We start from the raw sequence: 25,680 nt of genomic DNA on the forward strand, positions 1-25,680 counted from the left end.
CCGATTATGAAACTCACCCACGCAAGCGCTACACCTTGGCAGATGGAAACGGTATTCTAGCAAAATTATGTAAGTTTTTTCGCAGGTTTTCTATGTCGGTTTATACCACTTTGACTTTAAAGGAAGTTCAGGATTTTGCAGCGCCCTACGGTTTAAAGGCGGTTGATCTGATTCCGATTCAAGGCGGTATTCAAAATACCAACTATTTTTTGGTCTGCGAAGACGCACACTATGTGCTAACGGTGTTTGAGGATATGGATGAACAGGCGGCAGGGGAACTTGTGCCTGTATTACAACATTTGGGCAAAGCAGGCTTGGCCGTTCCGGTGCCTTTATCGCATTCAGGCAAGGCTATTCACAGTATTAAAGATAAACCGGCACAGATTGCACCGCGCCTGTTGGGTGAGCATCCCATGCCATCGACCGTGGCACAAGTTGAAGCGATTGCTATCGCTCAGGCAAAAATGCATGTGGCATTGCAGGACTTCAAATTAGAACGTAATTTCGTGCGTGATCATGCGTATTGGCTGGCAGTGTCCCAAGAAATCAAACCAAGTTTAAGTCCGGCCGATAAAGTGTTGCTCGGCAAGCTTTTAGGCCTGTATGACGCTTTAACAGCAGTCTATCCAGATCGTCCACGTGGCTTTATTCATTCCGATCTGTTCCGGGACAATACCTTATTTGATGGTGATCAACTCAACGGTATTCTGGATTTTTATGAACTGAATAAAGATGAATTTTTATTTGATATCGCGATTACTTTAAATGACTTTTGCACCAACTATCCGGATGTCACTTTAAACGAAGAAAAAGCCATTGCCTTTTTAAATGCCTATGAATGCGTCCGCCCCTTAACAGCAGATGAAAAATCATGTTTAGAGTTGTACTTGGCCATGGCCGCAGGACGTTTCTGGATGATGCGTTTACAGGTGGCACAGCGTAACGCGGCACTGGGTCGTACTGGCGAAGATATTTTGCAAAAAAATCCAGTCGAGATGCGTAATATGTTGATTGAGCGATTAAAATTCGTTACAGCTTAAATATTTAAAATTTATAAAGACAAAAGGACAGGGGATATGCGCGATCAGGGACGTTTAGTAGAGTGGTTTGATGACAAGGGTTATGGCTTTATTCAGCCCAATGATTCGGCCAAAGATCGCGTATTTCTGCATATCAAGGACTTTGCCAAGCAAGGTCCGCGTCCGATCGTCGGCTGTGCCTTAGAGTACACGGTCATTTTAGATGAGCGCGGACGATACAAAGCACAGCAGGTCATGTATCTGAAAGCATCGCAAACCAAAACGTCTCAGGCTAAATTCAAACCCTACAAGCAACAGCAGTCACAGAAATTACAACCGATGCAGATTGCCTGTGTGGTTTATATTCTGTTGCTGACCGCATTGACTTTGGGCGGTCTGCTCAGTGGACTGGTCTTGTTGCTGATCAGTTTGATGAATGCATTGAGTTACTGGTTGTATGCGCAGGACAAGGAAGCGGCGCAATCGGGTAAGCAACGTATTCCGGAAAATACCCTGCATCTGGTGGCTTTTTTAGGTGGTTGGCCAGCAGCCTGGTTAGCCCAGCAAAAACTGCGACATAAAACACAAAAACAACCGTTCCGGCAGATATATTTTTGTACTATAGCCTTTAACATCATTTTGATTATATGGCTAATTTCCCCATTTAACAGTTTAAATATTTAGGGGAAAGATCAGGAGGGGACGTGAACTATTCCATTGATAAAGACCCAAATCGCACACTGACTTTTGCACTGTACATTTTATATATTGTGGCCATTTTTAGTGCTGGCCTCTTGGCTGTCGTGGCGTTGATCATTAACTATGTCAAACGTCGCGATGTACGTGGTTCAATTTTTGAAAGCCACTTCACCTGGCAGATCCGCAGTTTCTGGTGGTATCTGGTCTGGAATATCATTGCCTTTATTCCATTTTTGTTTCTGTTCTTTACTGGCGAAGATCCGAACCTGTTTGCAGGCGTGGCATTTGGTGCATCCGCTTTCTGTTTGTTGGTGGTCTTTCTGGCCTGGATCTGGATTGTGTATCGGGCGATTCGTGGCATCATGCGCTTGAATGACAATCGACCGATGTATAAATCCTAAATTTTATTGTAGAAAAAGCAGCCAAAGTGCTGCTTTTTTTATGCCTCATGTAATAGAACGGATTCCGGCTGTCCGCATAGGCTGAAAAAAATTACCAACTCGCACCACTTTTATTCAAGCTTGCTCTATTTTAGTGAGCAATTCTTATCATCATTGAACATAATGACGAACATTGCTAAATATTTTTAATTTTATAAATTTACATTTTTAATATTTAGACTTTACTTTTTTGTTTCATAAATTTACTTTTTTAATAAATATAGTTTACGTTTTTAATAAAGAAAACTTACATTAATGTACATTTATTTTTTTAAATTTAACAGGTCGAATTATTTTATTGTCGGGCTCATTTTTAATTTAAGAATAAAAGCGACCACGACGGCGACGCATGCCTAAAACATGAATAGCACGCACCAGAACCGCATAAGAAACTGCATAACCAAAGCGCTGTTCAAATATTGGAACCAAATCACTAATATTTTGAAATTTTAAAGATCTTACAAACACTTGAAATTCATTCCAATCTTTAATATGGCCCGGTGCGCCGCGATTTTTTACAGGTTTCTGGACCAAGTCGCCAGTTTCTTCTTCAAGGCGGATCCATGCATCCAGAGTCACCCGAGAGATGCCAAATTCTTTACAGACAGCCACCTTGTAATCGGTCTTTTTATACATCTGAATGGCTGCAATTCGAGTTTCTAAATTGTACTTTGGCATTTTTCATCCTCACTCAATTTATTTATATTTTTATTATATGGCATAGTCATTGCAATTGAACAAATAACGAAAATAAATAATGTTCAGGTGACATCAATGGAAAAAGCACAAGTTGCTTTCAAAAAAATGTCTTTGTGGCAGGTCGTGATCATTGGTGTGGCATATATGACCCCGATGGTTGTTTTTGATACCTTTGGGATTGTTTCCGGCATCACTGAGGGACGTGTTCCACTCGCGTATATCCTTGCCTTAGGTGCCATGCTGTTAACGGCATTCAGCTATGCGCGATTTAGTCGCCAGACAGAAAAACCGGGCTCGGCTTATACTTATACGGCGGAATCTTGCGGGCCGAAAGCCGGTTTCTTTGTTGGCTGGTGTGCCTTAATGGATTATATATTGCTGCCGCTCGTGAATGCTTTACTGGCCGGGATCTATTTGGAAGCCCTGATTCCAGGCGTGCCATATTGGGTGTGGGTCTGTATCTTTACCGGTTTGGTGACCCTGATTAACTGTTTCCGCATTAATATCTTGGCGAACTTAAGCCTGATTTTTGTGGTGGCTCCCTTGATTTTAATGCTGCTGTTTATCTATCTGGTGATCAAGGGTATTGGTACGGAGCAAGGTTATCATCACGTCCTGACCATGACGCCATTATTGAACGGCGATAGCAGTATATTGCCGTTAATTGCCGGGGCATCAATTTTATGTTTCTCGTTTCTGGGCTTTGATGCCGTGACGACGATGTCACACGAAACTAGAGACCCGAAAAAAAATATTCCACGTGCTGTAATGCTGACCACGTTGACAGGCGGGGTGATTTTCTTCTCGGCATCGTGGTTTATCCAGTTGTATTTCCCCAGCAATGTCCGCTTTAACAACCCCGATGAAGCATTGCCTGAAATTGTGATGTATGTCGGTGGGGCACTGTTTCAGGCGGTGTTCCTCTGCGCGCAAATCATGAATACCTTTGCTTCAGGTTTGGCGACTCATGCCAGTGCCTCGCGTTTAATCCATATCATGGGACGTGACGGAATTTTCCATAAACGCACATTCGGTCAAGTGCATAACAAGTTGGGTACACCACTTTATGCCGTGCTGTTCATTGGCTTAACTTCACTCCTCGCCATCAGCCTTGATCTTGCGACAGTGGTGAGTATGGTGAGTTTCGGTGCCCTGATTGCCTTTACTGCAGTGAATTTCTCGGTATTTGTAAAATTTTTTGTTCAGGACAAACAGCGTCAAGGCTTAAAAAATGTCTTCCTTAACTTGGTTTTGCCCCTGCTTTCGGTGGGCGTGATGTTGGGTTTATGGATCAACCTGGAAATGTCAGCTTTGATCTGTGGCTGTATTTGGCTCGCAGTAGGCGTGCTGCTCTATATGTATAAGCGTCTGCGTAAACAGAATATTGTGATTAGTAGTGCTTACTAAGATCGAATCAATTGTATTGAAGTAATAGTGAGAAGATGAAATGAATAAACCAAAATTTATTGAAGATGTCGAGTTTAAAGCCAGTATTAATACACAGAGTGGCAAAGAGTGGAACTGGATTAATCCCAAACATGGCAATTTTGAACATCCTGCCAATTACTATGAAAGCTCACTCGAAACTGGGCATGCATTTCCAGGTTTAAATGCCGATCTTGAATGTGATGTGGTGGTGATTGGTGGTGGGCTACTTGGAGCATCGACAGCACTCCATCTGTCTGAACATGGCATAGATACCATTTTGGTAGAAAAAAATCGCATTGGTGGCGCTGCTTCAGGACGTAATGGTGGACAGCTCACACCGGGGCTAGCGCGTTGGGAAGCGTCAGAAATGATTGAGCATTTCAGCTATGCAGATGCAAAAAAACTCTGGCACTTTAGCTCTACTGAAGCGATGTCTTTAATCGATGACATTGCAGCAAAATACCAACTTGAGCTACAGCGTAAACGTGGACATATTACCGCAGCAGTCCATGAAGGGCACTTGGTTGGTTTAACTCAAGGGGTAGATGCACGTAAATTTTTAGGTGAAGACCACACCAAAATTGTCGGTGAGCATGAGCTGAAACAGCATATTGCTTCAGAGAATTATTGTGGTGGTCTAATTGACTCGCTGGGGGGACATATCCATCCACTCGCACTGAACCGTGGCCTCGTTTATGGCTTCTGCCAAAACGGTGGACAGGTGTTTGAACAAACTGAAGTGGTGTCAGTAGAAGAGCGTGAAGATGGGATTTATGTCACGACCATAAGTGGCGTAATAAAAGCGCGTAAGAGTGTGGTCATGGGCGTACATCATGCTTCGTTTAAACTGCTGCAAAAGAACAATCGAACCACAATTCCATTTTATACTTATGTATGTACCACAGCGCCTTTAGAAGTAAATTTAAAAGAGCTATTGCCAACCGATGCGCCTGTCTACGACACCCAGTTCCAGATTGATTATTACCGGGGTGTGTCTCAAAACCGAATTTTATTTGGTGGTGAAGGGACAGGTTCGTGTTGGAGTCCTGAAAAAACCCATCAGTATTTGTTAGGTCGAATTCAGCATGTATTCCCACAATTAAAACAGGTTGAGCTGGATTTTGTCTGGAGTGGAACCACGGATCTGACCATGAATGGTGCAGCCGACAGCCGTAAATTTGGCCATAAATTCCCGATTTATGCCGTGCAAGGCTGGAGTGGGCATGGTGTGGCGCAAACGGTGCGTATCGGTAAAGCAATTGCAGATGATTTCTGTGGCAAGGCAGATGATTTCAATATGCTGACCACTATTCAGCATCAGGATATGTTGTTTGGTCGCACACTTGCCCCTGTGGTGATTCCAATTGCCAAAACTGCCTATGGACTGGGAGCATTGGTGAATCCGGGCAAGATGGTATCTTTCTAAAATTAAATACAAATATAAAAAATTCCCCTTTCTTAAAAGGGGACTTTAGCGGAATTAAGAAAGATCTTGCTTTAATTCTTCTGTTGGTTGTTTTCTGAAAAACTTCGGTTTCCATTCACTGGCAATCACGCCAAGTACCACCATCAATCCGCCTAATAAAGCCAGTGACGGTAAGCGTTCTCCTGCCAGACGGCCAAACAGGGCTGCCCATACCGGTTCGCCGGCATAGATAATTGCCGCCTGTGATGGATCGACCATGCGCTGCGCCCAGTTCATCACCAGTTGGATCAAGGCACTGGCAATGCCTAAACCGACTAAAATTCCTGTCAGATGCCAGTGAAATTCAGGTAGCTGAGATTCACCTAATACGGGTGCAATCATAAAGCAGAACAGGGACGCAAAAATAAGTTGCAGCACCGTGACCCGGCGTACATTGACCTGTTCGGCAAAATAGCTGATAAAAATAATCTCCAGTGCAATCGCGATGGAACCGAGCAAAGTCAGGGTTTGCCCGAAACTGAGCTGAATTGCAGCAAAGCCATTTCCTGTCAAAAACACCAGACCGATAAAGGCAAACAATGCTCCGATCCAGGTCATGACATGCGGTTTTTTACGGAACATGAGCCAGAGCAGGATCGGAACCAGTGGAACATACAAGGCGGTTAAAAAAGCCGACTCACTGCTGCTGATGGTCTGCAAGCCCACAGTTTGGGTGCCGTAGCCGATGGCGATCATGACGCCAATCACCACACCAGCAAACACCTCTTTCAGGTTCATGCCTTTTAGCGACTTCAGTGAAATCAGGGTGATGGCAAGCGCTGCCGCAGCGAAACGCAGGCCGACAAACATAATCGGACTACTAAAATTTAGCCCGTATTGCACAGTAATAAAACTGCCGCCCCAGATAATGGTGATCAGGATCAGGGCGAGTTGCGGCGCTTTTACCATCCAGCCGGAGTGATTTTTGGAAATAAGTGTAGACATGCCAGGAGATCAGAAAATTAAAAAATAAAAAAGAGGTCCGAAGACCTCTTTTACAGCAGGCTTAATTATAGCGCCTGTTGCTCATCTAGCAATAACTGTGCTTCACGCAAGCTTAATGTACCTTCGTAAATCGCACGGCCGGTAATTGCGCCCAAAATACCCGGTTGGTCTTTCAGATTACGCACATCATCCAGATTGGTTACACCACCAGAGGCAATCACAGGCAAACCTGAGTATTGCGCCAGATTCACGGTTTGCTCAATATTCACACCCTGCATCATGCCATCACGCGCGATATCCGTATAGACAATGCTCGACACGCCAGCATCAGCAAAACGTTTCGCCAGGTCAGTAGCCTTGACATCAGTCACATTGGCCCAGCCATCTGTTGCCACCATGCCATTCATGGCATCAATACCCACAATAATGTGGCCAGCAAATTTTTGACATGCTTCTTCAACAAATTCAGGATCCTGAACTGCTTTGGTGCCAATAATCACAAAAGAAACACCGGCTTGCAGATAATGCTCGATGGTTTCCAGAGAACGGATACCGCCACCAATCTGGATCGGCAAATCAGGCTGAGATCGGACAATGGCTTCAACCACTGGCTTATGGATTGGTGTACCTGCGAAAGCACCGTTTAAATCTACTAAATGCAAGCGGCGAGCGCCTTCATTTACCCAATGCTGTGCTGTTGCGACCGGATCGTCTGAAAATACGGTATCGTCTTCCATACGACCTTGCTTTAAACGGACACATTTGCCATCTTTCAGGTCAATTGCAGGGATGATCAGCATGCTTTCGCTCCTTGCTTAATCTTTAGAATGAATTTGAGTGTATTCATCTTAGCAAATAAAGTCGAAATTTCTAACTCTTAAACGGTATGAATAAAGAAAACCTGTGCGTAGACAGGTAGCAGTGAGGTCATTTATTTTAATGGCATTAATGATTCATCTCTTGAATGGAGATCAGGTTTTCCATAACGGGTCGTGTACTGAGCTGGTCGATGATCGAAGCGGTAAGATCTGTTAAAGTCACAACCACCTCATCGATCGTGCTCATCACGGCTTTCATGCGTACATCAAGTTGCCAGAACCAATACGCCACTTAAACGCTTAAGCCGTCGATGAAGGACGGATTCTCAATTTCAATGAAGTATTGGGAATCTCTCTGGGTAATAAATCCCGACGTAGTAATTCTTCAAATACCAGCACGGGCGCGTAGGCATCTGCGGCTGCATAATCAATCTGTGCCGGGCTGAGCTTCTTGCTGGCCCAGTTCGAAGTACTAATCCGTTTCGATTTGGGGAAATTCAGTTGAAACAACAACGCCATGGCATTTTTTAATCCGACCGGATTATTTAAACCAAAAGCTTTAAAACATTTGGATAGTTCAATCACACTATTCAGTTCAATGCCTTTTTTACGGAACAGGTGCGCATCATTTTTCAGGCCAAAACCGACCTTGATCTGATCACGACTGGCAAAGATCGGTTTAAGAAAATCCCAGATCGCCGGACTCATTTGAAATAAATAGGCTTTGTCTAAAGTCGCCAGCTGAATCAAATGTGGCCCAGTGGAGACTTCACCGACTTTAAAGGTGGGCTTGGATTCAGAATCGAAACCCAGGACTGCATGGCTTTTTAGTTCCTGTTCAAGAGCATGACATTGTTCCAGGCTATTAATCACCTGAATCTGTTGCATCGGAAGATTTTGAAATACAGGAAAGGTCTGAATTTGTTCCTTGCTTGGTAAAGTGTCCAGCAGCTGTTGCATAGGCTTCAATCATGAAATGAATGCGTTCAGCTTAATCACTTTTCCAGCTCTAGGCAAAAATAAAGCCCATAAAGAATAGGCTTTATGCAAAATTTAACCAGGCTTAATCAGTGTGATAGCTACTCTGTTCCATCTGCGCCTGTTGAGCACGCGTCACATAGTCTTGATAAGCAGGGATTGCAATCGCGGCTAAAATACCGATTGGAAAAATAAGTACATAAATCAATCCCAACACCTTTTCCCAAGCTTTGGTGGTACGTCGCGGGCCGTATTGATTGCTTCTGTCATCACCTTTGGCAAAAATCAGATAAAGGATAAAAATCAGATTGAGTAGCGGAACCAAGATCAGCAGCGATAACCATCCAGTATGATTGCGGTCATGTAGACGGCGAATAGTAAAAACAAAACTAAAATAAAGCATGACCAAGTAAGCGAGTCCGATGAGAACAGTTGCAACCATGGATGAGCCTGCCAAGGCAGAGCTATCCATAAATAGGCCAGGTGAAAAAGCTGCAATGATCCCAATGATGATCAGGAGCGAAAAGGTCATTAGCATGTTCCAGCCGAGATAAGACAAGCGGCCAAAACGACCATTTGGGCTTAAAGCTGATTCATTGCTTGGATAGTGTGGATTCATTATTGTATTTCCCCTGAGTTTAATTATTTTTAAATATAATGAGTTACTTCAACATCATAACAATTTTAGTGACTAAAAAATAGTCAGAATCACTAGCAGTGAACTAATCTAAATGAATAAAAAAGCTCGCAATCTGCGAGCTTTTTAGGCGAAAGGAAAATCAGATTTTCCAGTCCACAAAGTTTTTCAATAACTGCAAACCGGCGGTATGGCTCTTTTCCGGATGGAACTGGGTCGCGAACAGGTTTTCTTTATGAATTGCAGTACAGAACTCAATGCCATAGGTACAAGTAGCTGCCACCAAGTCTGAATCTTGTGGTTCTACATAGTAACTATGCACAAAGTAAAAACGCGCGTCCTGTTCAATATTGTTCCACATCGGATGGTCTGGATTGGCCTGATGTACCTGATTCCAGCCCATATGTGGCACTTTTAGACCGGCCATTTCCGGGAAATGCTTGACCGCACCTTTGAAAATATCCAGTGCATTTGTGCCACCATTCTCTTCAGAATGCTGCATCAAGGCCTGCATCCCGACACAGATTGCCAGTACCGGTTTGTTGAAGACTGCGTTACGCACCACTTCATCGATACCTGCTTCATGCATGCCTTGCATACAGTCACGCATGGCGCCCACACCCGGAAAGACAATTTTGTCTGCTTGCGCAATCAGTTTAGGATCATTGGTCACATCAACCGTGGCGCCGACATGTTCGAGTGCTTTTGCTGCAGAGTGCAAATTTCCCATGCCATAATCAAGAAGGGCAATACGGGTCATTACAGCGTTCCTTTGGTTGAAGCGACCGTGTTCGCAGCACGCGGATCCACTTCACAGGCCATACGCAGCGCACGCGCAAAAGCTTTAAATACGCTTTCGATCTGGTGATGGCTGTTTTTGCCTTTCAGGTTGTCGATATGCACGGTCATCAATGAATGATTGACAAAGCCCTGGAAGAATTCAGAGAATAAATCCACATCAAAACGGCCGATCATGGCACGGGTAAATGGAATATCCATAAACAGGCCTGGACGACCAGACAGATCCACCACAACACGGCTTAAAGATTCATCGAGTGGTGCATAAAAGTGACCGTAGCGTTTCAGGCCTTTTTTATCGCCCAGCGCTTGTGCAAAAGCCTGACCCAAGGTAATACCACAGTCTTCTACGGTATGATGGTCATCAATTTCCAGATCGCCTTCACAATGAATATCAATATCAAACAAACCATGACGCTTGATTTGATCAATCATATGGTCTAAAAATGGAATACCCGTGTTTAAGGTGCCTTGACCAGTACCGTCGAGATTCAAACGAACTCGAATTTTGGTTTCGTTGGTATTTCTTACCACTTCACTGATACGATCTGTCATAGACACGTTCCTCAAATACGTCAAAATGATTGATGTAGAAAATATTTTCGCCGTGACGACGTCACTGCATATTAGATTGCTCAGGAGGGTTTATCAATGCCTATTACCGTACATGCTTATACTTCTTTAGAAAATGATGAAGTGCGCAGCCAGCTTGAGCGACTGTATGACACTAGCCCTGAATTTAGCGATGGGGCAGATGCCATGGAACAACTAGAGCAAAACCTTACACAGTATACCTCAGTTTATAGTGCAGAATTTAATACCAAGATTATCGGGGCAATCTGGTGCACCGGACAGGGAGAAAGCCGGATTCTGGAAAATATCGTGGTGCATCCGGCCAACCGCGGGCGTGGCGTTGCAGAAAGGCTGGTCAGTGAAGTCTGCCGCATGGAAGAAGAAAAAGGGGTCAAGAATTTTGTGCCGGGGTGTGGTGCCATCCATCGTTGTCTGGCCAATCTGGAAAAAATCTAAAAATAGATCAAGCAGTCGCAGCCTTCGGGCTGCTTTTTTGTAAATAAGACCGCAGATTTGTTTTATTGGTGAAGTCTTTGGTAAAAACTGTTTAATTTATGACTCAAATTGATGCGATTTGATGGAAAAGTAAACATTTGATGAAAATTATTCTCTGCGCTCTTGACGATTTAAAGCTGAAACTGTTTAATACGCGACATCGGCGTGATAGCTCAGTAGGTAGAGCAACGGATTGAAAATCCGTGTGTCCCCAGTTCGATCCTGGGTCTCGCCACCATATTTTAAAACATTTTAAAGTTTTCAATCCCTGATCCCATCAGGGATTTTTTTTAGACCAAAATTCAGTCATTCAATTATTTTTTTTATAATTTTGATTGACTAATGCAGCCAGATACGGCTTAATACACCGCATCGGCGTGATAGCTCAGTAGGTAGAGCAACGGATTGAAAATCCGTGTGTCCCCAGTTCGATCCTGGGTCTCGCCACCATATTCAAAAAATCCTCAAACCATGTTTGGGGATTTTTTTTACCTGTAATGTTTGTCTACAACAAAATCAGATCAGAATTAAATCTATATTTTCTTATTGTTCCTGCCGTATTTTTTTCTATTTTTTTATCCTGTTTATTCATGATTGACCGTTTATCAAACTTAACAATAGGCGCTTGTATTACTTGTAAGCTTTCAATCTGAAGCTTTCCTATTGTCCAAATGAGGGCTAAATCATGAATCTCCTAAAGCCGAGCATACTGGGCCTGATCACGGCCTGTGCTGCCTTTACACTGCCGATATTCAGCCATGCTGCACCTGCCACTGTGTCTGATCCGGTGGTATTGCCGACACTCACTGTCATGGCCGAACCGGAACTGCGCGCCGTGACTGAAAAAATGATGCCTTATCAGGAACAGAACAGCCAACTTAAGGCCCTGCAAATGCGTCTGATGAAAATCGAACGTGATATTCAGGCCTATAGCGTAGATGGCGACATTGCTGCGAATATTGATGTAATGCGGTCGCCGGTCGCCCCCGATCTGGATAGTCTGCCTGTGGTATTTCGTGAATATGTACTGGCAATAGCACAGGGTTTACAGTCTTCAGACCCAAGAAATGGTGTGTATGTCTTGCTGCAACCCTTTGGTATTAACCGGGATGCCACCAACGTGCAAATCGTACGTGAACAATTTGACCCAAATCGACTCAGCCTGAGCTTGCCATTTGATTCCAGATAATCGTTGTTGACAGCCTGAAGGCTTGGGTCTGCAGGATCAGCCAGCAGAAGATTTTGGATTAAATTACTTTCCGGGCACGATGATTCTTGCCTGAGCATGCCATATGAGCGGTCAAACCAAATCTCTTGAATTGTGTCTAAAAAATAAGCATAGTGTGTATTATCAATAAGATCTGACCGACAGAGCTGGAGCGTGTACATGCCGCGTGTTTTTATGATTGTAGCCGCTGTGACACTGGCAATTTTTATTGGACTGTTTTATCAAAATTCTGTCCAGCAAAAACATCAGGCCGAGTTGCTCGAGTATGAAACCGTGCTGGAAGAAAAAACCCAGAGCATTGTAAGGCAAGCACAGGACTGGTCTAAACCGATTCAGCTTGAGCTTGAGGATGATCGTCTGGATGGGGACTATGCCATCATGGCCGAATTTATGCTGGGTCAACTACGGGACAGTGCCGAGGAGCGCAATCAGTATCTACGCGACCTGAAAGCGGCCAACTGGCAGAATTTTCTGGATATTGACCGTCTGGCCAAGGATCAGGCACAAGACTATAAAGAAACCGAAGCCATGCTCAAGCAAGTGCATCAAATTGTGAACAGCTATCAGCAGCAAATTCAGCAGCGTGATGCCGAGCTGATCAATAAGGCACAGCAACTGGATATTAAAAACCGTTATCGCCAGCAGCTGACCGCGAACCTGCAAGCCGATCAACAGCAAAGTAATGCCCATGCGATCTTTGAGATTGAGAAACAAAGTCTGGCCAAGGCAGATGCCTTATTTGCCGTATTGAAAAAGCATAAATGGCAAAAGAAAAATAAAACTTTCATGTTTTATGAAGATAAAGCAGTGAAAGAGTTTAATGCGCTGTATAAAGAAATATTAAATCTGAATAAACAGATGCAACAGATTGCGACAGCAAACCAGAAAGCGGTTGAAAACAAGTTATAATCCTGTAGGCGATCACAGGATTGCCACATGACTGTCATCTGCTGTTCAAACTTAGTGCTTAAATTGAATGTGTCGCACAGATCACGACATAACATTTAAGCAGGTGAGTCATGCAAACAATTCAGGTTTTTGCTGATATTCAGCAGGTGTACGGTGAGTTTGTCGCAAATAAAACATGTCCAAAATTACAAAGTCTGAATAATGAGGGCAGGAGCCGATTTTTCTTGAATCAATATTTCAAGCTGATCGAGGACTGGCACTATACCGAACAGATTGTGATTCAGTTTAATCAGCAATATTTCAGTCTGGATCTGGGGAGCGCACCGGATTTTATGGATCAGGATAAATACATCAACTGGCTGAAGTCGGAACTGCTGCATTAATCCAGTCACCCTATTCATTCTCTGGCTAAACCCAAGCTGTCGATCGAGGCAGCTTTTTTATTTTCCAGATTTGGTCTGCATCTTGCTGCTGTATTGGCACAGCGTAAATAAGCGCTGATTCCAATTCCGGCCTGAACCAGCTATGCTGAAATGAATAAAACCGTCGCTATAAGCATGACAGGCGGCGCATGCATGAGATGGAGGGCGATATTGATGCAAGAACTGATTTGTTATAAGCAACTTCCGGTCTGGACAGAAAAGAGTATTCCTCAGGGCTTCAAGAATCAGCACAATACCAAAGCAGGGACTTGGGCCAAACTGACGCTACTTAAAGGCGAGCTGCGTTTTGCCATGCTGGAAGCATCCGGTGTGGTGCAATCTGAACATGTATTTACACCAGAACAGCAACCGCCATTTATTGAACCTGAGGCTTGGCACAAGATTGTTTCTGCCAGCGAGGATGTCGAATGCCAGCTGCGTTTTTATTGCCGGCCTGAAGATTACTTCATCAAAAAATATCAGTTGAATCCTACCCATTCTGAAGTGCTGGCGGCCATGCCCTATTTAAAGGGTGGCCGTGCGCTGGACGTCGGTTGCGGTACAGGACGTAATGCACTGTATTTAAGTCAGAATGGTTTTAATGTCGAAGCCTGGGATGTCAATGAAAACAGTTTGCAGACCTTAAGACAGATTGTGCAGACGGAGCACATTGATCACGTGCAGATCCAGCGCCGTGATCTCAACACAGATACCAGTATTACAGGCCAGTATGACTTCATTTACTGCACCGTGGTGATGATGTTCCTCGAGGCCAAAACCATTGCACCCTTGATTGCGCAGATGCAGCAGGCCACCGTGCCGGGTGGCTATAATCTGATTGTCTGTGCCATGGATACACCAGAGATTCCGGTACAGCCCGATTTTCCATTTAGCTTTAAGCCGAGCGAGTTACGAGCTTATTATGAGGACTGGAAGATTGTGAAATACAATGAAGATATTGGTGAGCTGCATCGGGTGGATGCACAAGGCCAACGGATTAAACAGCATTTTGCGACCATGTTAGCGCAAAAGGTCGAATAAGTGCTTTGAGCTGCTGTTAAACTCTTGAATTAAAATGAGAGTGTTCAAAACAAAAAAAGATGTCGTAATGACATCTTTTTTATGCTCAAAAAATCTTAAGCAGCTTTTTTGAACCAAGAGAACCAGCCTTTTTTCTCAGCTTTTACGTCTGCTTGAGCAGCTTCGGCTTTCTCAGCAGTCGCGTCTTTTACTTCAGCAGCAGTTTCAACAGTTGAGTCTTTTGCTTCTGCTACTTCTGTTTTTGCAGCTTCAACTTGTTGTTCTGCGGTTGCTTGTGCAGTTTCTACTTGAGCAGTTGTTTCAGCTTTTACTGTTTCAACTTTCGCTTCAGTTACTTGTTTTGCATCTGTAGCAGTGGCTTGAGCAGCTTCAACTTTTGCTTGCACAGGCGCAACCGCTTCTGTAGCAACAGTTTGAACTGTAGTGGTTGTAGCAGCAGGTGCTACTTGAGCTTCAGTTGCCATTGCAGATGCAGAAGTTGCTACGATTGCAGTCGCAAGCATTGTTTTAAGCATGTTCATATAAACCCTTTTAAGGAAATAGGAAAAAAGAGGCTTGATCATACATTTATAAAATTTAAGTGCTTCATAAATAGGATTTTATTGGTTGATTTTTCAACTAAAATTACAAAGGGATAACATTTTGATTCTTAAATAACTATAATAGGACTTACGCATTGACGGATTCAAAAAAGTATTAAAATACTTTATAAAGTATCTGTGATCAGACGAATTAAACATGCTTCTACAGCAACTTGTACATTACCCATTTATATGGGCTTTCTCATGACAGAACCGAACTCTATTAGCTGCACACAACTTGCCGAGACTTATAATATCTCGCATGATAGTGTAAATCGCTTTCTAGAGCGTGAAGACTACACACCTCACGACCTATATCAAGAATCAATTCAACATATTGATAATAATAAACTTATAGTCAGTATTGATGATACTGTTTTAGATAAACCATATAGTCAACATATGGACTTGGTTAGCTATTTTTGGTCAGGCAAACACCACCGATCCGTCAAGGGTATTAATCTCATTACCTTGTATGCGACAGATCAAAATGGTCAAAATATTCCAATTAATTTCCGAATTTATGACAAATCTGAAAGTAAAACCAAGAATGATTACTTTATGGATATGTTAAGTGAAGTACTCAGTTGAGGTGCAAAGATTCAATTTATTACAGGTGATAGTTGGTATTCATCGACTGGAAATCTAAAAACCATAAGAAAATATGGTATTCGATTTATGTTTGGTATCGACTGTAACCGTAAGGTTTCCCCAGAAAAAGGACAATGGTTTCAACTGCGTTTATTGCCAGATTTCCATCAGGGTCAAGTGGTCTGGCTCAAAGATTTTGGCTTTGTACAATTATTTAAGACTCAGTTAAAAGAACAGCAGAGGTTTTATATTGTGCATCAAGATGAAGATGATTTATTGTCCTTTGAGGGTTTTCATGAATTACATTCAAGTCATTGGAAAATAGAGCAATATCACCGGGTGATTAAACAGGTTTGTCATATTGAAAAGTTTCAAGTAAGACGATCTAAACTGATTTTGAATCATATTTTTTCAGCCTTGATGGCCTACGTTGAGATACAAAAGAACCAGTTTGAGCGGATCTTTGAAAATGTATATCGTTGGCAGAAGAAATTATTTAGACCAGTTATCAAAAACTTCATTGATGACTTTATTCTCGATAAAAATCATCTGCTACCACAGAGAATCTATAAATAATAGTGCGTAAGTCCTATATAATTATAAAAAAAACATAGAATTACTAGAGGGTTGGTTTGAGCGAGTTAGAAACAAATGGCTATTTGATATGTAGCAAATGTAATTCAACAAATAGGGTCGTTGAAATAGGCCGTCAAGGTGTTTATAAATGCGGTACTTGTAGAAATGATTTATTGGTTATTAATAGAGAAAAAAAGGGCTCTAAAGTAATTCCCCTTTTAGTTGCTTCGATTTTTATTGGAGTGTTAGGAGGATTTGGTATTGATCAAATACAGGAAAAACTTAAACCATCTGAAATTACCTACTCTGAGTTGAGTACAAGTTGGGAAGATTGGCAAATTGAAGCTTTTGACAGAAATTGTAAAGCCAATTACTCACAATTAGAGAAAAACTGGTCTTCTGAAAAGATTGCTAAAATATGTACATGCCTTGTGACATATATTGTTGAAAGGACGGATTATCCTAAATGGGGAAGGTTACGTGACGCTATTGTGAATGAGAGCAATAAAGAATGTCGTTAAAACAAAATCAACAGAATGAACATATATTAAGATTTTTAGATTTATTAGACATGTGCTATGAGGGAAAATTAAAGATGTTTAGCGATGAATTTTCTAATGGGGATAATTCTTTTTATGAAAAATTAAAAAAAGAAGTACAACGTGCAAAAGCTGGTGCAATTTCATTAAACAAAGAGGATGTCTTTAAAAAATATAACTTTTTTTTAGAGTATAAGCTTTGGGAAAAGAATAATACTAATAGGGAAATGAAAATTTTTGATTTAAAGGTAACTAAATTTATTAGAAATAGACATGAGTAAGTAAGAGATTTAAAAAAATCTCTTACTTTTATTACTTGGCTTTATTGAGAAATAGAAGGAATTAAATTGGATCTCTTAGCAAATTTATGAATATTGAATTTAATTTGCTTTATTGCAGCCTCTCCTCCTATTTGTAAAATATTGTGGCTGTAATCGTAACCATGAGATAGTTCATTATTTTGAAAAAAGCGACCTAGAGGGTCAATCATTAAGTAAGATTGAGTCATTTCATCATTATTTTCTGAAAAAATAATTTTTTTAAACTTGCTGTGTCTATTTATAAACTCATAGAAGTCTTCATTGTTGATGGAGTTTTCTTTGGTTAATATTGGGAGCATTTTAAAAATTTTCCATTTAGTTGGGGAGGCGTTTTTGATAAATAAATTAAAGTCTTCTAACTTATTTAATTCATTAATAACAGTGTTTATTTTAATTTCTATATTTGGGTTTATTACTCTTATTAGTTGGATGTTCTTTAGAAGTTCATTGATATTCATTGGAGTGTTTTTTACAACTCTTCCTATTTCTTTGTTGGTATTTGAATTGAGTGAGTCAATGCTAAATCCAATAGATGAAAATTCATTTCCAATCATTTCTATTAATTCACCATCTAATAAACTACCATTGGTAATAGCTGATAATTCAAAATGATATTTTTTTGCTTCTTTAATTATTTCTAGAATTTTTTTCTTATAAAGAAAAGTTTCTCCACCAACTAAGTTAAGGCGTATTCCAGTAAAGTTAGTTCCTTTATTTTGATTTACAATCATTGGTAGTAGCGATATTTCTTTAACTAATTGTATGATTTTTTCATTATTATGAATAATTTCTTTATTCTCATTTTTTTGCCATTTTGCAAAACAATAAAAACATTTGTAGTTACATGCTTCAGTAATGTGCCAATTAACAACTAAATTTGTCATTTTTCTCTCAGAGTTAAGTGTAGTCAGGTGATTCCTTTAATTAATACTAGTATTTAGTCGGCGCATTTTCGGGGACAAACAAGGGACAAAAAACCCCGCACTAAGCGGGGTTTATTTTTATTTCAGTATTTAAGAATTAAACACGTTCGATAATGGTCGCAATACCTTGACCCAAACCAATACACATGGTCGCAAGACCAATTTGCGTATCTTGCTGTTCCATCACGTTAAGCAGAGACGTGGTAATACGCGCACCAGAACAACCGAGTGGGTGACCCAACGCAATCGCACCACCGTTATGGTTCACGATGTCTTGCTTGTCATAAATGCCTAAGCCCTTAAGAACAGACAGACCTTGTGCAGCAAAGGCTTCGTTCAATTCAAAAGTTTGAATATCAGAAATCGCAAGGCCAGCACGTTTCAAGGCTTTTTGCGTTGCCGGAACCGGGCCGTAACCCATGATCGCAGCATCACAACCTGCAACTGCCATAGAGCGGATCACGGCACGTGGCTTAAGACCTAAGGCTTGTGCACGCTCATAAGACATGAGCAACATTGCAGAAGCACCATCAGACAAGGCTGAAGAGGTTGCCGCAGTCACTGTACCGCCTTTCGGATCGAACACTGGACGTAAAGCACGGAATGATTCGATGTTGGCATCCGGACGGATCACTTCATCGATATCACATAGAACTTTATAACCATCAGCGTTGTGACCTTCAATGCCCACAATCTCGTTCTGGAACAGACCATTTTCAGTCGCAGCCCAGGCACGACGATGTGATTCCACACCAAAGGCATCCTGTTCCTCACGGCTAATGCCATTCATGCGACCCAGCATTTCCGCAGTCAAGCCCATCATGTTGGACGCTTTGGCATAATGCTTAGACGCTTCCGGGTTCAGGTCGATACCGTGCATCATGCCAACGTGACCCATGTGCTCGACACCACCAATGATGAAGATATCACCCTGATTGGTGGCAATTTGCGCAGCCGCAGTATGAATCGCCTGCATAGACGAACCACACAAACGGTTCACGGTTTGACCAGCCACAGTTTTCGGCAAGTCTGCCAGTAATGCGATATTACGGGCAATGTTCATCCCTTGTTCCAGAGTCTGGTTGACACAGCCCCAGATCACGTCTTCAACTTCATTCGGGTCGAATTCGTTACGTACCATCAGGGCACGGACAAGTTCAGCAGACAGGCCGTCCGCACGTACATTGCGGAACATACCGTTTTTGGTTTTACCCATTGCTGAACGTACGCCATCGACGATGACAACGTCACGTGGATTTAAAGTAGCCATTCACGTTGCTCCTTAACCGTAGAATTTTTTGTTGTTAGCAGCCATTTCACGCAACATTTCTGGCGCTTCATAAGCTTTACCAAGGTGCGCATACTTATTGCAAAGCGCAACATACTCAGCTACACCGGTTTGATCGATGTAACGGCATGGACCACCACGGAATGGAGGGAAACCGACACCCATGATCATTGCCATATCTGCTTCAGAAGCAGTCGCGACAATGTTGTCTTCCAGGCAACGAACCGTTTCGTTACAGAAAGCCAGCATCATACGGTCAATGATTTCCTGAGCGTCAAATTCACGTTTTTCCACAGTTGCAACAGAGGCCACAAGCTCATATGCAGTTGGATCAACCACTTTGGCTTTTTTGCCTTTACGGTCAAGTTCATACTTGTAGAAACCCACGTCGTTCTTTTGACCCAGACGTTTGTTCTCATACATGGTTTGAATCGAACCTTTGAAGTCCGGTTTCATACGATCCGGGAAGCCTTCAGCCATCACTTCTGCACCATGCACGCCAGTATCAATACCGACAACGTCCATCAGGTAAGCAGGGCCCATCGGCCAGCCGAATTTTTCCATCACTTTATCGATTTGCTGGAAATCAGCACCATCTTTAAGCAATAGGTCAAATGCACCGAAGTAAGGGAACAATACGCGGTTGACCAGGAAGCCCGGGCAGTCATTCACCACGATTGGTGTTTTACCCATTTTCTGAGCAAGTACCACAGTCGTTGCAATGGCTTCGTCAGAGGTCTTCGCGCCACGGATCACTTCAACCAAAGGCATCATATGTACCGGGTTAAAGAAGTGCATCCCCACGAAGTTCTCAGGACGTTGCAGGCTTTCAGCCAGACGCGTGATCGAAATCGTAGACGTATTTGAAGCAATGATGGTGTTCTCACGTACTGATTTTTCAGTATCAGCAAGTACAGCAGCTTTGATTTTAGGGTTTTCAGTTACCGCTTCAATCACGATATCCACTTCTTTAAACTCTTCCAGGCTTAAAGTCGGACGGATACGTGCAAGCGTTTCACCCATTTTCGCTGGTGTCATTTTTTTGCGTTCAACCTGTTTGGTCAACAGTTTGTTCGCTTCAGACATACCCAATGCAAGCTGTGGATTACCAATATCTTTCATGATGATTGGTGTGCCTTTGCTCGCCGCCTGATAAGCAATACCACCACCCATGATCCCAGCGCCAAGTACCGCCGCCTGGTTCACCGGATGCGCACCTTTTTCGTAGCGCTTCGAGGTTTTTTTCACGATCTGGTCGTTCAGGAACAAACCGATCAATGCACCTGCTTGTGGCGTAACTGCAGCTTTGGCAAAGCCTTCAGCTTCAACTTTTAACGCGTCATCACGATGCAAGCTTGCACCGGCCTGTAATGAATCAAGCAGTAATTTTGGCGCCGGATATTGAGCCGGATTGGCCTTGGCCAGAACCATGCCTTTCGATGAATTAAACGCCATCATCTGTTCGATCGGGCTGAGTTTAACCGGATCCAGTTTTTCCTGACGCTTGGTTCTCCAGTCTAAACGGCCATGAATCGCCTGTTTGACCAGATCAAGTGCAGCATCTTTAAGTTTGTCAGCAGCAACCACCGCATCTACAGCACCGTCTTTTAGTGCAGCAGCAGGCTTTTTCGGGTTGGCCATGGCCATCCATTCTACAGCATTGTCGATACCGATCAGACGGCTTAAACGCACTGTACCACCGAAGCCCGGGAAAATGCCCAGCTTGATTTCAGGCAGACCGACTTGCGCCTGTTCTGACATGACACGGTAGTCACACACCAGACACATTTCAAAACCACCACCCAGTGCCATACCATTAATGGCCGCCACTTTAGGAATGTCGAGATCTTCGAAGCTGTTGAAAATTTCATGTACCGGCATCGCCCAGTCAACAATCGCTTGTTCACCCTGAGCAAAGTTATCGCCGAATTCTGTGATATCGGCACCGACAATAAATGTAGATTTGCCTGAAGTGACAATAAGACCTTGAATATCGGCATGGGAGACGGCTTCAATAGCAGCCTTGAAATCTTCAATCGTTGCACGGTTGAATTTGTTAACGGACTCACCTTGTAAGTCAAAGCGGAATTCTGCAATCCCGTCCTCTAGCATTTGGACGGTAATGGCATTGCCAGCGTGGATCATGCCCTGATCTCCTTTATTTTGGAGGACTTCTAAGTTGATGTTGTGAAGCAAATGCGCATATCCCGCGCACTTTTAGACTTCGCTAATCTTACGATAACTATATCCAAAAAGAACATAACAAGTTGTATCAAGCCGTGACGCAAGGGTCATCAATTTTTGCCGAATCGATTCCATCTGCGCTGTATTTTTGTTGCCGTTTTTGACCACAGCCTGAACTAAAGATTCTGTTTCAATTCATTATTTTTTATCGATTAGCCTGATTGATATGGAGCAGGGTGGACAATATTCAAGGGCAGGCTTTGCTGCTATTTGGTCAATTCAGTCAATTATCGGCCTGTGGAACAAGGGAAATCAGGGCTGAATCTCGCTCAGTACAGGGCGTGCAGGCATGTATAGATATTTTCGGATCAGCCGCAATAAAACTGTAGTTGATTGTTTTAGTCGAGGGTTTTCTGAGGATTTCAGCCCCAACATGCCTATGTTGATGCTAGGCCTGAAATAAGCGTGCTTCTGTTGGATATGACCTCTGTCATCTGGCACAGAATTGTTTATGATGATCAGGCACATAGATATGGGGATCTCGATGCAGGTATTTCGTTCCAAAAAAGACTGGTGGCTGGTCGCTTTTCTGATCTGTATGAGTGGCCTGTTACTGCAACTGCTGCTGACCATGCAGGCCAAAGGCACCCTGCAGCAATATCCACTGCACACCGCTATCTACATTCTGACCATTATTATTCTGTGGTGGCCGCTGTGGAGTACGCGCTATATGGTGGAAAATGGAGTGCTGAGCATTAAAAGCGTGTGGTTGAGCTGGCAGATTCCGTTGAGCGCCATCCAGTCCATTCAGCCGACAGATCATTCCATTATTGCACCGGCCTTGTCCTTAAAGCGTCTGCGGATTGACTATAGGGAAGACGGCGTGCAGAAATTTGTATTGGTTTCACCTAAAGATCCGACCACTTTTAGACAAGCGATTCAAGCAAATAAACCGGATATTGAGTCTGCATGATTTAAGCTTTTGCTTGCTCAGGCAGAACCACAAATTGTCCATCGACACAGTCCAGATGCAGACTGAACTGCTCGGGCTGGCTTAAAAAATACAGCGCCAGAACCGGTTCCAGTTCGGTACGCAGCTTGCGGCCCAAATGCCGGGCGCCGTAACGAATATCATGCCCTTGATAAAAATAGGCTTTGGCTGCATCCGATAAATGTACTTGTCGGTTTTGATGTTGCAGGCGTTTATTGAGTTTTTCCAGTTCAATTTCGACCAGACGCGGCAGGGCATCATGCTGTACCGCCTGATAATGCAGGCTGCGGTCAATCCGGTTTAGAAATTCAGGATCGAATTTACGCTGCATGACTTTTTCAATAATGCGCTGGGTGGGTACATGTTTCAGGCACAGCGCCTGCATTTGCTGTGGCAGGTAGCTGAGTTTTTCCAGATATTGCTGTGCTGCCTGTGCGCCGACATTACTGGTCATAAAGATCATGCAGTTACGAAAATCAATAGTTTTGGTTCCAGCTGTCAGGGTCAATCTGCCAGTATCCAGCACATTCATCAAACCACGAATCACTTCGTTACTGGCTTTTTCCAGTTCATCAAACAACATAATGCCGGGACGGGTATGACTGCCGGCAATCGCCGTTTCATCAAACAGGCTATGACCTTCTTTAGAACCGACATAACCTGGCGGCGCACCGGTGAGTGCCGCGGCATAATGTTCCTGTGCCAGAGTGTTCATGTCAATCCGGCAGAAAGCATCCGGATGACCATAAATCGCTTCGGCAATCAGACGCACGGTTTCAGTTTTACCCACGCCGGTTGGGCCGAGCATCAAGGTGACCGAGAGTGGACGCTCCGGACTGGAGAAATCGGCCTTGACCACATGCAGCATTTTTTCAATTTCATTCAGTGCGGCATCCTGTCCAATCATCCGTTCACGCAGCAATTGCATCACGTGATTCGGCTCGAAATGAAAACGCGGTTTGCCAATCCGGCGATCACGCTCAGAGGGGTGATGGGTGGAGCTGGATGGTTGAACAATATGGATGCCCGATTGCTGCATGGTCATGCGAATAATCTCAAAACTAGACCCTTCGAGCATAGCAAAGTTAAAGGTTGAAATTTAGAGCTTTTAGCAATCAGATCATGCGCAGAAAGCTATAGATTGCAAAGATGGCTGAGCTATAGTTTTAAATTGGGTGTCAAGTTGAGGGGAATTTTGTGTTTTCGCTTGAAAATAACCGAATAATCATCACATATATCTGCAGATTGCATGTAAAAAATAGGCTTTAGGTGAACGAAAACGCACGTCCTCATATCGAGAAAATTCTGGCCAATATGACCAGCCTGCCCGGGGTCTACCGGATGTATGGCAAAGACGGCGAACTGTTGTATGTGGGGAAAGCCAAAAATCTAAAAAACCGGGTCTCCAGCTATTTTGTCAAAACGCTGGATCATCCCAAAACCCAGGCCTTGGTGGCGCGGATTTATGATATTCAGACCTTGGTGGTGCGCTCTGAAACCGAAGCCTTGTTGCTGGAACAGAACCTGATCAAGCTGCATCATCCGCCGTATAACATCATGCTGCGCGATGATAAATCTTATGTCTATATCTTTGTTTCCGCAGATAAACCTTATCCACGACTGGCCAGTGGGCGCGGCAAGGGCAAGCATCAGGTCGGCAAGTTTTTTGGGCCTTATCCAAGTGCCTATACCGCCAGGGATACCTTGGTGGTGCTGCAAAAACTGTTTAATGTGCGTTCCTGTGAAAATAGCTTTTTTGCCAACCGGACCCGTCCTTGTCTGCAATACCAGATCAAGCGCTGTTCTGCGCCCTGTGTCGGATTTATCTCTCCGGAAGACTACAAAGCAGATGTGGATAACTCGATTCGCTTTTTGCAGGGCGATACCAAGGAGCTGAATCAGGAACTGATCGCAAAAATGGAAGCGGCAGCCGAAGCCCTGGAATTTGAAAAGGCCGTGTTCTATCGCGACCGGATGGCACTGTTAAGAGATGTGCAGTCACAGCAGGCGATTTATAAGCTCAAAGGCGAAGCCGATATTTTGTCGATTGCTTATCAGGCCGGAGTGACCTGTGTGCAGATCATGCATGTGCGCAACGGTAAAATGCTCGGTGGCAAAAGTTATTTCCCGGATATGCTCAGTGATGATCTGGGGCAGATGCTGGCCGATTTTATTGCCAATTTCTATTTTCAGGTGGCGGATGAAATTCCGGCCGAGCTGATTGTCAATGTCGAAGTGGCCGATCGCCAGGAACTGGAAGCTGCCTTGTCGCAGCATTTTGATAAAAAAATCCAGATCAAGTCCAAGGTTCGCGAAACCCGCGCGGAATGGCTGGAACTGGCACAAATGAATGTACAGCATGCGATTCAGGGCAAGCTGGCCAATCATTTTGAACTGAATGAACGTTTCCATCAGCTGGAACAGGTGGTCGGCCGCCCGGTGGATCGGATCGAATGTTTTGATATTTCGCATACCATGGGCGAAGACACTATCGCGTCTTGTGTGGTCTTTGATAGTGGTGGGGTACGTAAACGTGATTATCGTCAGTTTTCCATCCATGACATTCAGGCGGGCGATGACTATGCCGCCATGCGTCAGGCTTTGACCCGTCGTTATAAAAAAGCCATGCTGCCAGATTTACTCCTGATTGATGGTGGGAAAGGGCAACTGCATATGGCGATGGAAGTGATGCAGGAACTAGGGCTGGAGGCCTTTATGGTCGGTGTGTCCAAAGGCGAGGGGCGTAAACCCGGTCTGGAAACCCTGCACTTTACCGATGGTCGCAAGATTCAGTTGCCAGAAGATCATAAGGCACTCCATTTGATTCAGCAGGTGCGGGATGAAGCGCATCGCTTTGCGATTACCAAGCACCGCGCCAAACGCGATAAAAAACGCGGTTCATCGGTATTAGAAGTCATTCCGGGCCTTGGGCCAAAACGCCGTCGTGACCTGTTGACCCATTTTGGCGGGATTCAGGGCGTACTGAAAGCCTCAGAAAGAGATCTGCAACTGGTGCCGGGATTGGGTTCAGTCATGGCGCGGATGATCTATAAAGTGCTGCATGAATAATTATCAAGCCCAATGCAAGGGCAA

At 43.5% G+C, this 25,680-nt stretch carries 27 protein-coding genes, 2 tRNA genes and 1 pseudogene; 17 read left to right on the forward strand and 13 right to left on the reverse strand.

Translation table 11 applies throughout. From position 1 onward, the window contains the following. The first annotated feature begins 92 nt into the window (after positions 1–92). The 3 genes from FTU95_RS07090 to FTU95_RS07100 are packed head-to-tail and all read left to right on the forward strand — an operon-like array spanning position 93 to position 2,119. The gene (locus FTU95_RS07090; protein ID WP_180078001.1) at positions 93–1,040 is read left to right on the forward strand and encodes a homoserine kinase; all 948 of its coding nucleotides are present in this window, start codon (positions 93–95) and stop codon (positions 1,038–1,040) included. Positions 1,041–1,076: 36 nt separating this feature from the next. Then, entirely contained in the window at positions 1,077–1,703 is a 627-nt protein-coding gene (locus FTU95_RS07095; protein ID WP_005173140.1) for a DUF1294 domain-containing protein, read from the forward strand. A gap of 20 nt (positions 1,704–1,723) precedes the next feature. Then, a complete protein-coding gene (locus FTU95_RS07100; RefSeq protein ID WP_005095179.1) occupies positions 1,724–2,119 on the forward strand; it encodes a hypothetical protein in 396 nt (131 codons plus the stop codon). 357 nt (positions 2,120–2,476) lie between these two features. Here FTU95_RS07100 and FTU95_RS07105 read toward each other — a convergent pair whose 3' ends face one another. Beyond that, a complete protein-coding gene (locus FTU95_RS07105) occupies positions 2,477–2,836 on the reverse strand; it encodes a helix-turn-helix domain-containing protein (RefSeq protein WP_005095181.1) in 360 nt (119 codons plus the stop codon). A 96-nt stretch (positions 2,837–2,932) separates the two neighbouring features. Between FTU95_RS07105 and FTU95_RS07110 the strand changes: the two genes are divergently transcribed. Then, the gene (locus tag FTU95_RS07110; RefSeq protein WP_180050200.1) at positions 2,933–4,264 is read left to right on the forward strand and encodes an APC family permease; all 1,332 of its coding nucleotides are present in this window, start codon (positions 2,933–2,935) and stop codon (positions 4,262–4,264) included. A 40-nt stretch (positions 4,265–4,304) separates the two neighbouring features. Further along, on the forward strand, positions 4,305–5,711 hold the full coding sequence (locus FTU95_RS07115) for an FAD-binding oxidoreductase (RefSeq protein ID WP_180078003.1): 1,407 nt from the start codon (positions 4,305–4,307) through the stop codon (positions 5,709–5,711). Between the two features lie 54 nt (positions 5,712–5,765). Here FTU95_RS07115 and FTU95_RS07120 read toward each other — a convergent pair whose 3' ends face one another. The 7 genes from FTU95_RS07120 to hisB form a co-directional block, all read right to left on the reverse strand. Continuing rightward, complete coding sequence (locus FTU95_RS07120; protein ID WP_180078005.1) at positions 5,766–6,695, reverse strand: DMT family transporter; 930 nt, start codon at positions 6,693–6,695, stop codon at positions 5,766–5,768. A gap of 65 nt (positions 6,696–6,760) precedes the next feature. Continuing rightward, positions 6,761–7,495 (reverse strand): 1-(5-phosphoribosyl)-5-[(5-phosphoribosylamino)methylideneamino]imidazole-4-carboxamide isomerase, encoded by a 735-nt coding sequence (gene hisA / locus FTU95_RS07125; protein ID WP_005095189.1) that lies wholly within the window; start codon positions 7,493–7,495, stop codon positions 6,761–6,763. A 145-nt stretch (positions 7,496–7,640) separates the two neighbouring features. Next, complete coding sequence (locus FTU95_RS07130) at positions 7,641–7,805, reverse strand: hypothetical protein (protein ID WP_171063336.1); 165 nt, start codon at positions 7,803–7,805, stop codon at positions 7,641–7,643. Between the two features lie 8 nt (positions 7,806–7,813). Beyond that, a complete protein-coding gene (locus FTU95_RS07135; protein WP_005095191.1) occupies positions 7,814–8,473 on the reverse strand; it encodes a 3'-5' exonuclease in 660 nt (219 codons plus the stop codon). A 103-nt stretch (positions 8,474–8,576) separates the two neighbouring features. Continuing rightward, positions 8,577–9,110, reverse strand: a complete 534-nt coding sequence (locus FTU95_RS07140; RefSeq protein ID WP_005173134.1) for a DUF805 domain-containing protein — start codon at positions 9,108–9,110, stop codon at positions 8,577–8,579. A gap of 160 nt (positions 9,111–9,270) precedes the next feature. Beyond that, positions 9,271–9,888, reverse strand: coding sequence for an imidazole glycerol phosphate synthase subunit HisH (hisH, locus tag FTU95_RS07145; protein WP_005095195.1), 618 nt, complete (start codon positions 9,886–9,888; stop codon positions 9,271–9,273). Further along, positions 9,888–10,481 carry an imidazoleglycerol-phosphate dehydratase HisB gene (gene hisB, locus FTU95_RS07150; protein ID WP_005095198.1) on the reverse strand — a complete coding sequence of 198 codons (594 nt, stop codon included), beginning with the start codon at positions 10,479–10,481 and terminating at the stop codon, positions 9,888–9,890. Before hisB ends, hisH begins: the two co-directional genes overlap by 1 nt. 96 nt (positions 10,482–10,577) lie before the next feature. Between hisB and FTU95_RS07155 the strand changes: the two genes are divergently transcribed. The 7 genes from FTU95_RS07155 (at position 10,578) to tehB (ending at position 14,594) form a co-directional block, all read left to right on the forward strand. Continuing rightward, positions 10,578–10,955 (forward strand): GNAT family N-acetyltransferase, encoded by a 378-nt coding sequence (locus tag FTU95_RS07155; protein ID WP_005095200.1) that lies wholly within the window; start codon positions 10,578–10,580, stop codon positions 10,953–10,955. A gap of 201 nt (positions 10,956–11,156) precedes the next feature. After that, positions 11,157–11,232 (forward strand) — tRNA-Phe (locus FTU95_RS07160). Positions 11,233–11,368: 136 nt separating this feature from the next. Beyond that, positions 11,369–11,444: transfer RNA gene (locus FTU95_RS07165), tRNA-Phe, on the forward strand. 235 nt (positions 11,445–11,679) lie between these two features. After that, on the forward strand, positions 11,680–12,183 hold the full coding sequence (locus tag FTU95_RS07170) for a hypothetical protein (RefSeq protein WP_005095202.1): 504 nt from the start codon (positions 11,680–11,682) through the stop codon (positions 12,181–12,183). Positions 12,184–12,381: 198 nt separating this feature from the next. Next, positions 12,382–13,131 carry a hypothetical protein gene (locus FTU95_RS07175; RefSeq protein WP_180078008.1) on the forward strand — a complete coding sequence of 250 codons (750 nt, stop codon included), beginning with the start codon at positions 12,382–12,384 and terminating at the stop codon, positions 13,129–13,131. 110 nt (positions 13,132–13,241) lie between these two features. Continuing rightward, a complete protein-coding gene (locus tag FTU95_RS07180; RefSeq protein WP_180078010.1) occupies positions 13,242–13,514 on the forward strand; it encodes a hypothetical protein in 273 nt (90 codons plus the stop codon). Between the two features lie 213 nt (positions 13,515–13,727). Further along, the gene (gene tehB, locus FTU95_RS07185) at positions 13,728–14,594 is read left to right on the forward strand and encodes an SAM-dependent methyltransferase TehB (protein ID WP_180078013.1); all 867 of its coding nucleotides are present in this window, start codon (positions 13,728–13,730) and stop codon (positions 14,592–14,594) included. A 95-nt stretch (positions 14,595–14,689) separates the two neighbouring features. Here tehB and FTU95_RS07190 read toward each other — a convergent pair whose 3' ends face one another. After that, on the reverse strand, positions 14,690–15,115 hold the full coding sequence (locus FTU95_RS07190) for a hypothetical protein (RefSeq protein ID WP_180078015.1): 426 nt from the start codon (positions 15,113–15,115) through the stop codon (positions 14,690–14,692). Between the two features lie 198 nt (positions 15,116–15,313). Between FTU95_RS07190 and FTU95_RS07195 the strand changes: the two are divergent. From FTU95_RS07195 to FTU95_RS07205, 3 genes and pseudogenes are all read left to right on the forward strand, one after another. Continuing rightward, positions 15,314–16,342, forward strand: a pseudogene (locus FTU95_RS07195) (transposase). Positions 16,343–16,398: 56 nt separating this feature from the next. Then, positions 16,399–16,863 carry a hypothetical protein gene (locus tag FTU95_RS07200; RefSeq protein WP_180038649.1) on the forward strand — a complete coding sequence of 155 codons (465 nt, stop codon included), beginning with the start codon at positions 16,399–16,401 and terminating at the stop codon, positions 16,861–16,863. Then, positions 16,854–17,162, forward strand: a complete 309-nt coding sequence (locus tag FTU95_RS07205; RefSeq protein ID WP_180038648.1) for a hypothetical protein — start codon at positions 16,854–16,856, stop codon at positions 17,160–17,162. Before FTU95_RS07200 ends, FTU95_RS07205 begins: the two co-directional genes overlap by 10 nt. 41 nt (positions 17,163–17,203) lie before the next feature. Here FTU95_RS07205 and FTU95_RS07210 read toward each other — a convergent pair whose 3' ends face one another. The 3 genes from FTU95_RS07210 to fadB all read right to left on the reverse strand — a co-directional run bounded on the left by FTU95_RS07210 (position 17,204) and on the right by fadB (position 21,557). After that, positions 17,204–18,085, reverse strand: a complete 882-nt coding sequence (locus tag FTU95_RS07210; protein ID WP_180038647.1) for a viperin family antiviral radical SAM protein — start codon at positions 18,083–18,085, stop codon at positions 17,204–17,206. 136 nt (positions 18,086–18,221) lie between these two features. Then, a complete protein-coding gene (gene fadA, locus FTU95_RS07215; protein WP_180078017.1) occupies positions 18,222–19,394 on the reverse strand; it encodes an acetyl-CoA C-acyltransferase FadA in 1,173 nt (390 codons plus the stop codon). A 12-nt stretch (positions 19,395–19,406) separates the two neighbouring features. After that, entirely contained in the window at positions 19,407–21,557 is a 2,151-nt protein-coding gene (fadB, locus tag FTU95_RS07220; RefSeq protein ID WP_005173108.1) for a fatty acid oxidation complex subunit alpha FadB, read from the reverse strand. A gap of 583 nt (positions 21,558–22,140) precedes the next feature. Between fadB and FTU95_RS07225 the strand changes: the two genes are divergently transcribed. Next, the gene (locus tag FTU95_RS07225; protein WP_180078019.1) at positions 22,141–22,569 is read left to right on the forward strand and encodes a PH domain-containing protein; all 429 of its coding nucleotides are present in this window, start codon (positions 22,141–22,143) and stop codon (positions 22,567–22,569) included. Position 22,570: 1 nt separating this feature from the next. Here the strand turns inward: FTU95_RS07225 and FTU95_RS07230 are convergent, their stop codons facing one another. Beyond that, positions 22,571–23,632: an AAA family ATPase gene (locus tag FTU95_RS07230; RefSeq protein ID WP_180078021.1), complete on the reverse strand. Its 1,062-nt coding sequence runs from the start codon at positions 23,630–23,632 to the stop codon at positions 22,571–22,573. A 224-nt stretch (positions 23,633–23,856) separates the two neighbouring features. Between FTU95_RS07230 and uvrC the strand changes: the two genes are divergently transcribed. Continuing rightward, the gene (gene uvrC, locus FTU95_RS07235) at positions 23,857–25,656 is read left to right on the forward strand and encodes an excinuclease ABC subunit UvrC (RefSeq protein ID WP_180078022.1); all 1,800 of its coding nucleotides are present in this window, start codon (positions 23,857–23,859) and stop codon (positions 25,654–25,656) included. Positions 25,657–25,680 lie beyond the last annotated feature (24 nt).

The organism is Acinetobacter sp. YH12208 (assembly GCF_013418055.1).
Classification (GTDB): domain Bacteria; phylum Pseudomonadota; class Gammaproteobacteria; order Pseudomonadales; family Moraxellaceae; genus Acinetobacter; species Acinetobacter pseudolwoffii.

Bases quoted from the DNA above. Each gene is read 5' to 3' on its own strand.
- hisB (WP_005095198.1), bottom strand. From the start codon at position 10,481: ATGACAGATCGTATCAGTGAAGTGGTAAGAAATACCAACGAAACCAAA.
- FTU95_RS07105 (WP_005095181.1), bottom strand. From the start codon at position 2,836: ATGCCAAAGTACAATTTAGAAACTCGAATTGCAGCCATTCAGATGTAT.
- hisH (WP_005095195.1), bottom strand. From the start codon at position 9,888: ATGACCCGTATTGCCCTTCTTGATTATGGCATGGGAAATTTGCACTCT.
- FTU95_RS07155 (WP_005095200.1), top strand. From the start codon at position 10,578: ATGCCTATTACCGTACATGCTTATACTTCTTTAGAAAATGATGAAGTG.
- FTU95_RS07095 (WP_005173140.1), top strand. From the start codon at position 1,077: ATGCGCGATCAGGGACGTTTAGTAGAGTGGTTTGATGACAAGGGTTAT.
- FTU95_RS07115 (WP_180078003.1), top strand. From the start codon at position 4,305: ATGAATAAACCAAAATTTATTGAAGATGTCGAGTTTAAAGCCAGTATT.
- fadA (WP_180078017.1), bottom strand. From the start codon at position 19,394: ATGGCTACTTTAAATCCACGTGACGTTGTCATCGTCGATGGCGTACGT.
- FTU95_RS07110 (WP_180050200.1), top strand. From the start codon at position 2,933: ATGGAAAAAGCACAAGTTGCTTTCAAAAAAATGTCTTTGTGGCAGGTC.
- FTU95_RS07135 (WP_005095191.1), bottom strand. From the start codon at position 8,473: ATGCAACAGCTGCTGGACACTTTACCAAGCAAGGAACAAATTCAGACC.
- FTU95_RS07225 (WP_180078019.1), top strand. From the start codon at position 22,141: ATGCAGGTATTTCGTTCCAAAAAAGACTGGTGGCTGGTCGCTTTTCTG.
- FTU95_RS07175 (WP_180078008.1), top strand. From the start codon at position 12,382: ATGCCGCGTGTTTTTATGATTGTAGCCGCTGTGACACTGGCAATTTTT.
- FTU95_RS07120 (WP_180078005.1), bottom strand. From the start codon at position 6,695: ATGTCTACACTTATTTCCAAAAATCACTCCGGCTGGATGGTAAAAGCG.
- FTU95_RS07190 (WP_180078015.1), bottom strand. From the start codon at position 15,115: ATGAACATGCTTAAAACAATGCTTGCGACTGCAATCGTAGCAACTTCT.
- FTU95_RS07230 (WP_180078021.1), bottom strand. From the start codon at position 23,632: ATGACCATGCAGCAATCGGGCATCCATATTGTTCAACCATCCAGCTCC.
- FTU95_RS07210 (WP_180038647.1), bottom strand. From the start codon at position 18,085: ATGACAAATTTAGTTGTTAATTGGCACATTACTGAAGCATGTAACTAC.
- FTU95_RS07170 (WP_005095202.1), top strand. From the start codon at position 11,680: ATGAATCTCCTAAAGCCGAGCATACTGGGCCTGATCACGGCCTGTGCT.
- fadB (WP_005173108.1), bottom strand. From the start codon at position 21,557: ATGATCCACGCTGGCAATGCCATTACCGTCCAAATGCTAGAGGACGGG.
- tehB (WP_180078013.1), top strand. From the start codon at position 13,728: ATGCAAGAACTGATTTGTTATAAGCAACTTCCGGTCTGGACAGAAAAG.
- FTU95_RS07140 (WP_005173134.1), bottom strand. From the start codon at position 9,110: ATGAATCCACACTATCCAAGCAATGAATCAGCTTTAAGCCCAAATGGT.
- FTU95_RS07090 (WP_180078001.1), top strand. From the start codon at position 93: ATGTCGGTTTATACCACTTTGACTTTAAAGGAAGTTCAGGATTTTGCA.
- FTU95_RS07180 (WP_180078010.1), top strand. From the start codon at position 13,242: ATGCAAACAATTCAGGTTTTTGCTGATATTCAGCAGGTGTACGGTGAG.
- FTU95_RS07205 (WP_180038648.1), top strand. From the start codon at position 16,854: ATGTCGTTAAAACAAAATCAACAGAATGAACATATATTAAGATTTTTA.
- hisA (WP_005095189.1), bottom strand. From the start codon at position 7,495: ATGCTGATCATCCCTGCAATTGACCTGAAAGATGGCAAATGTGTCCGT.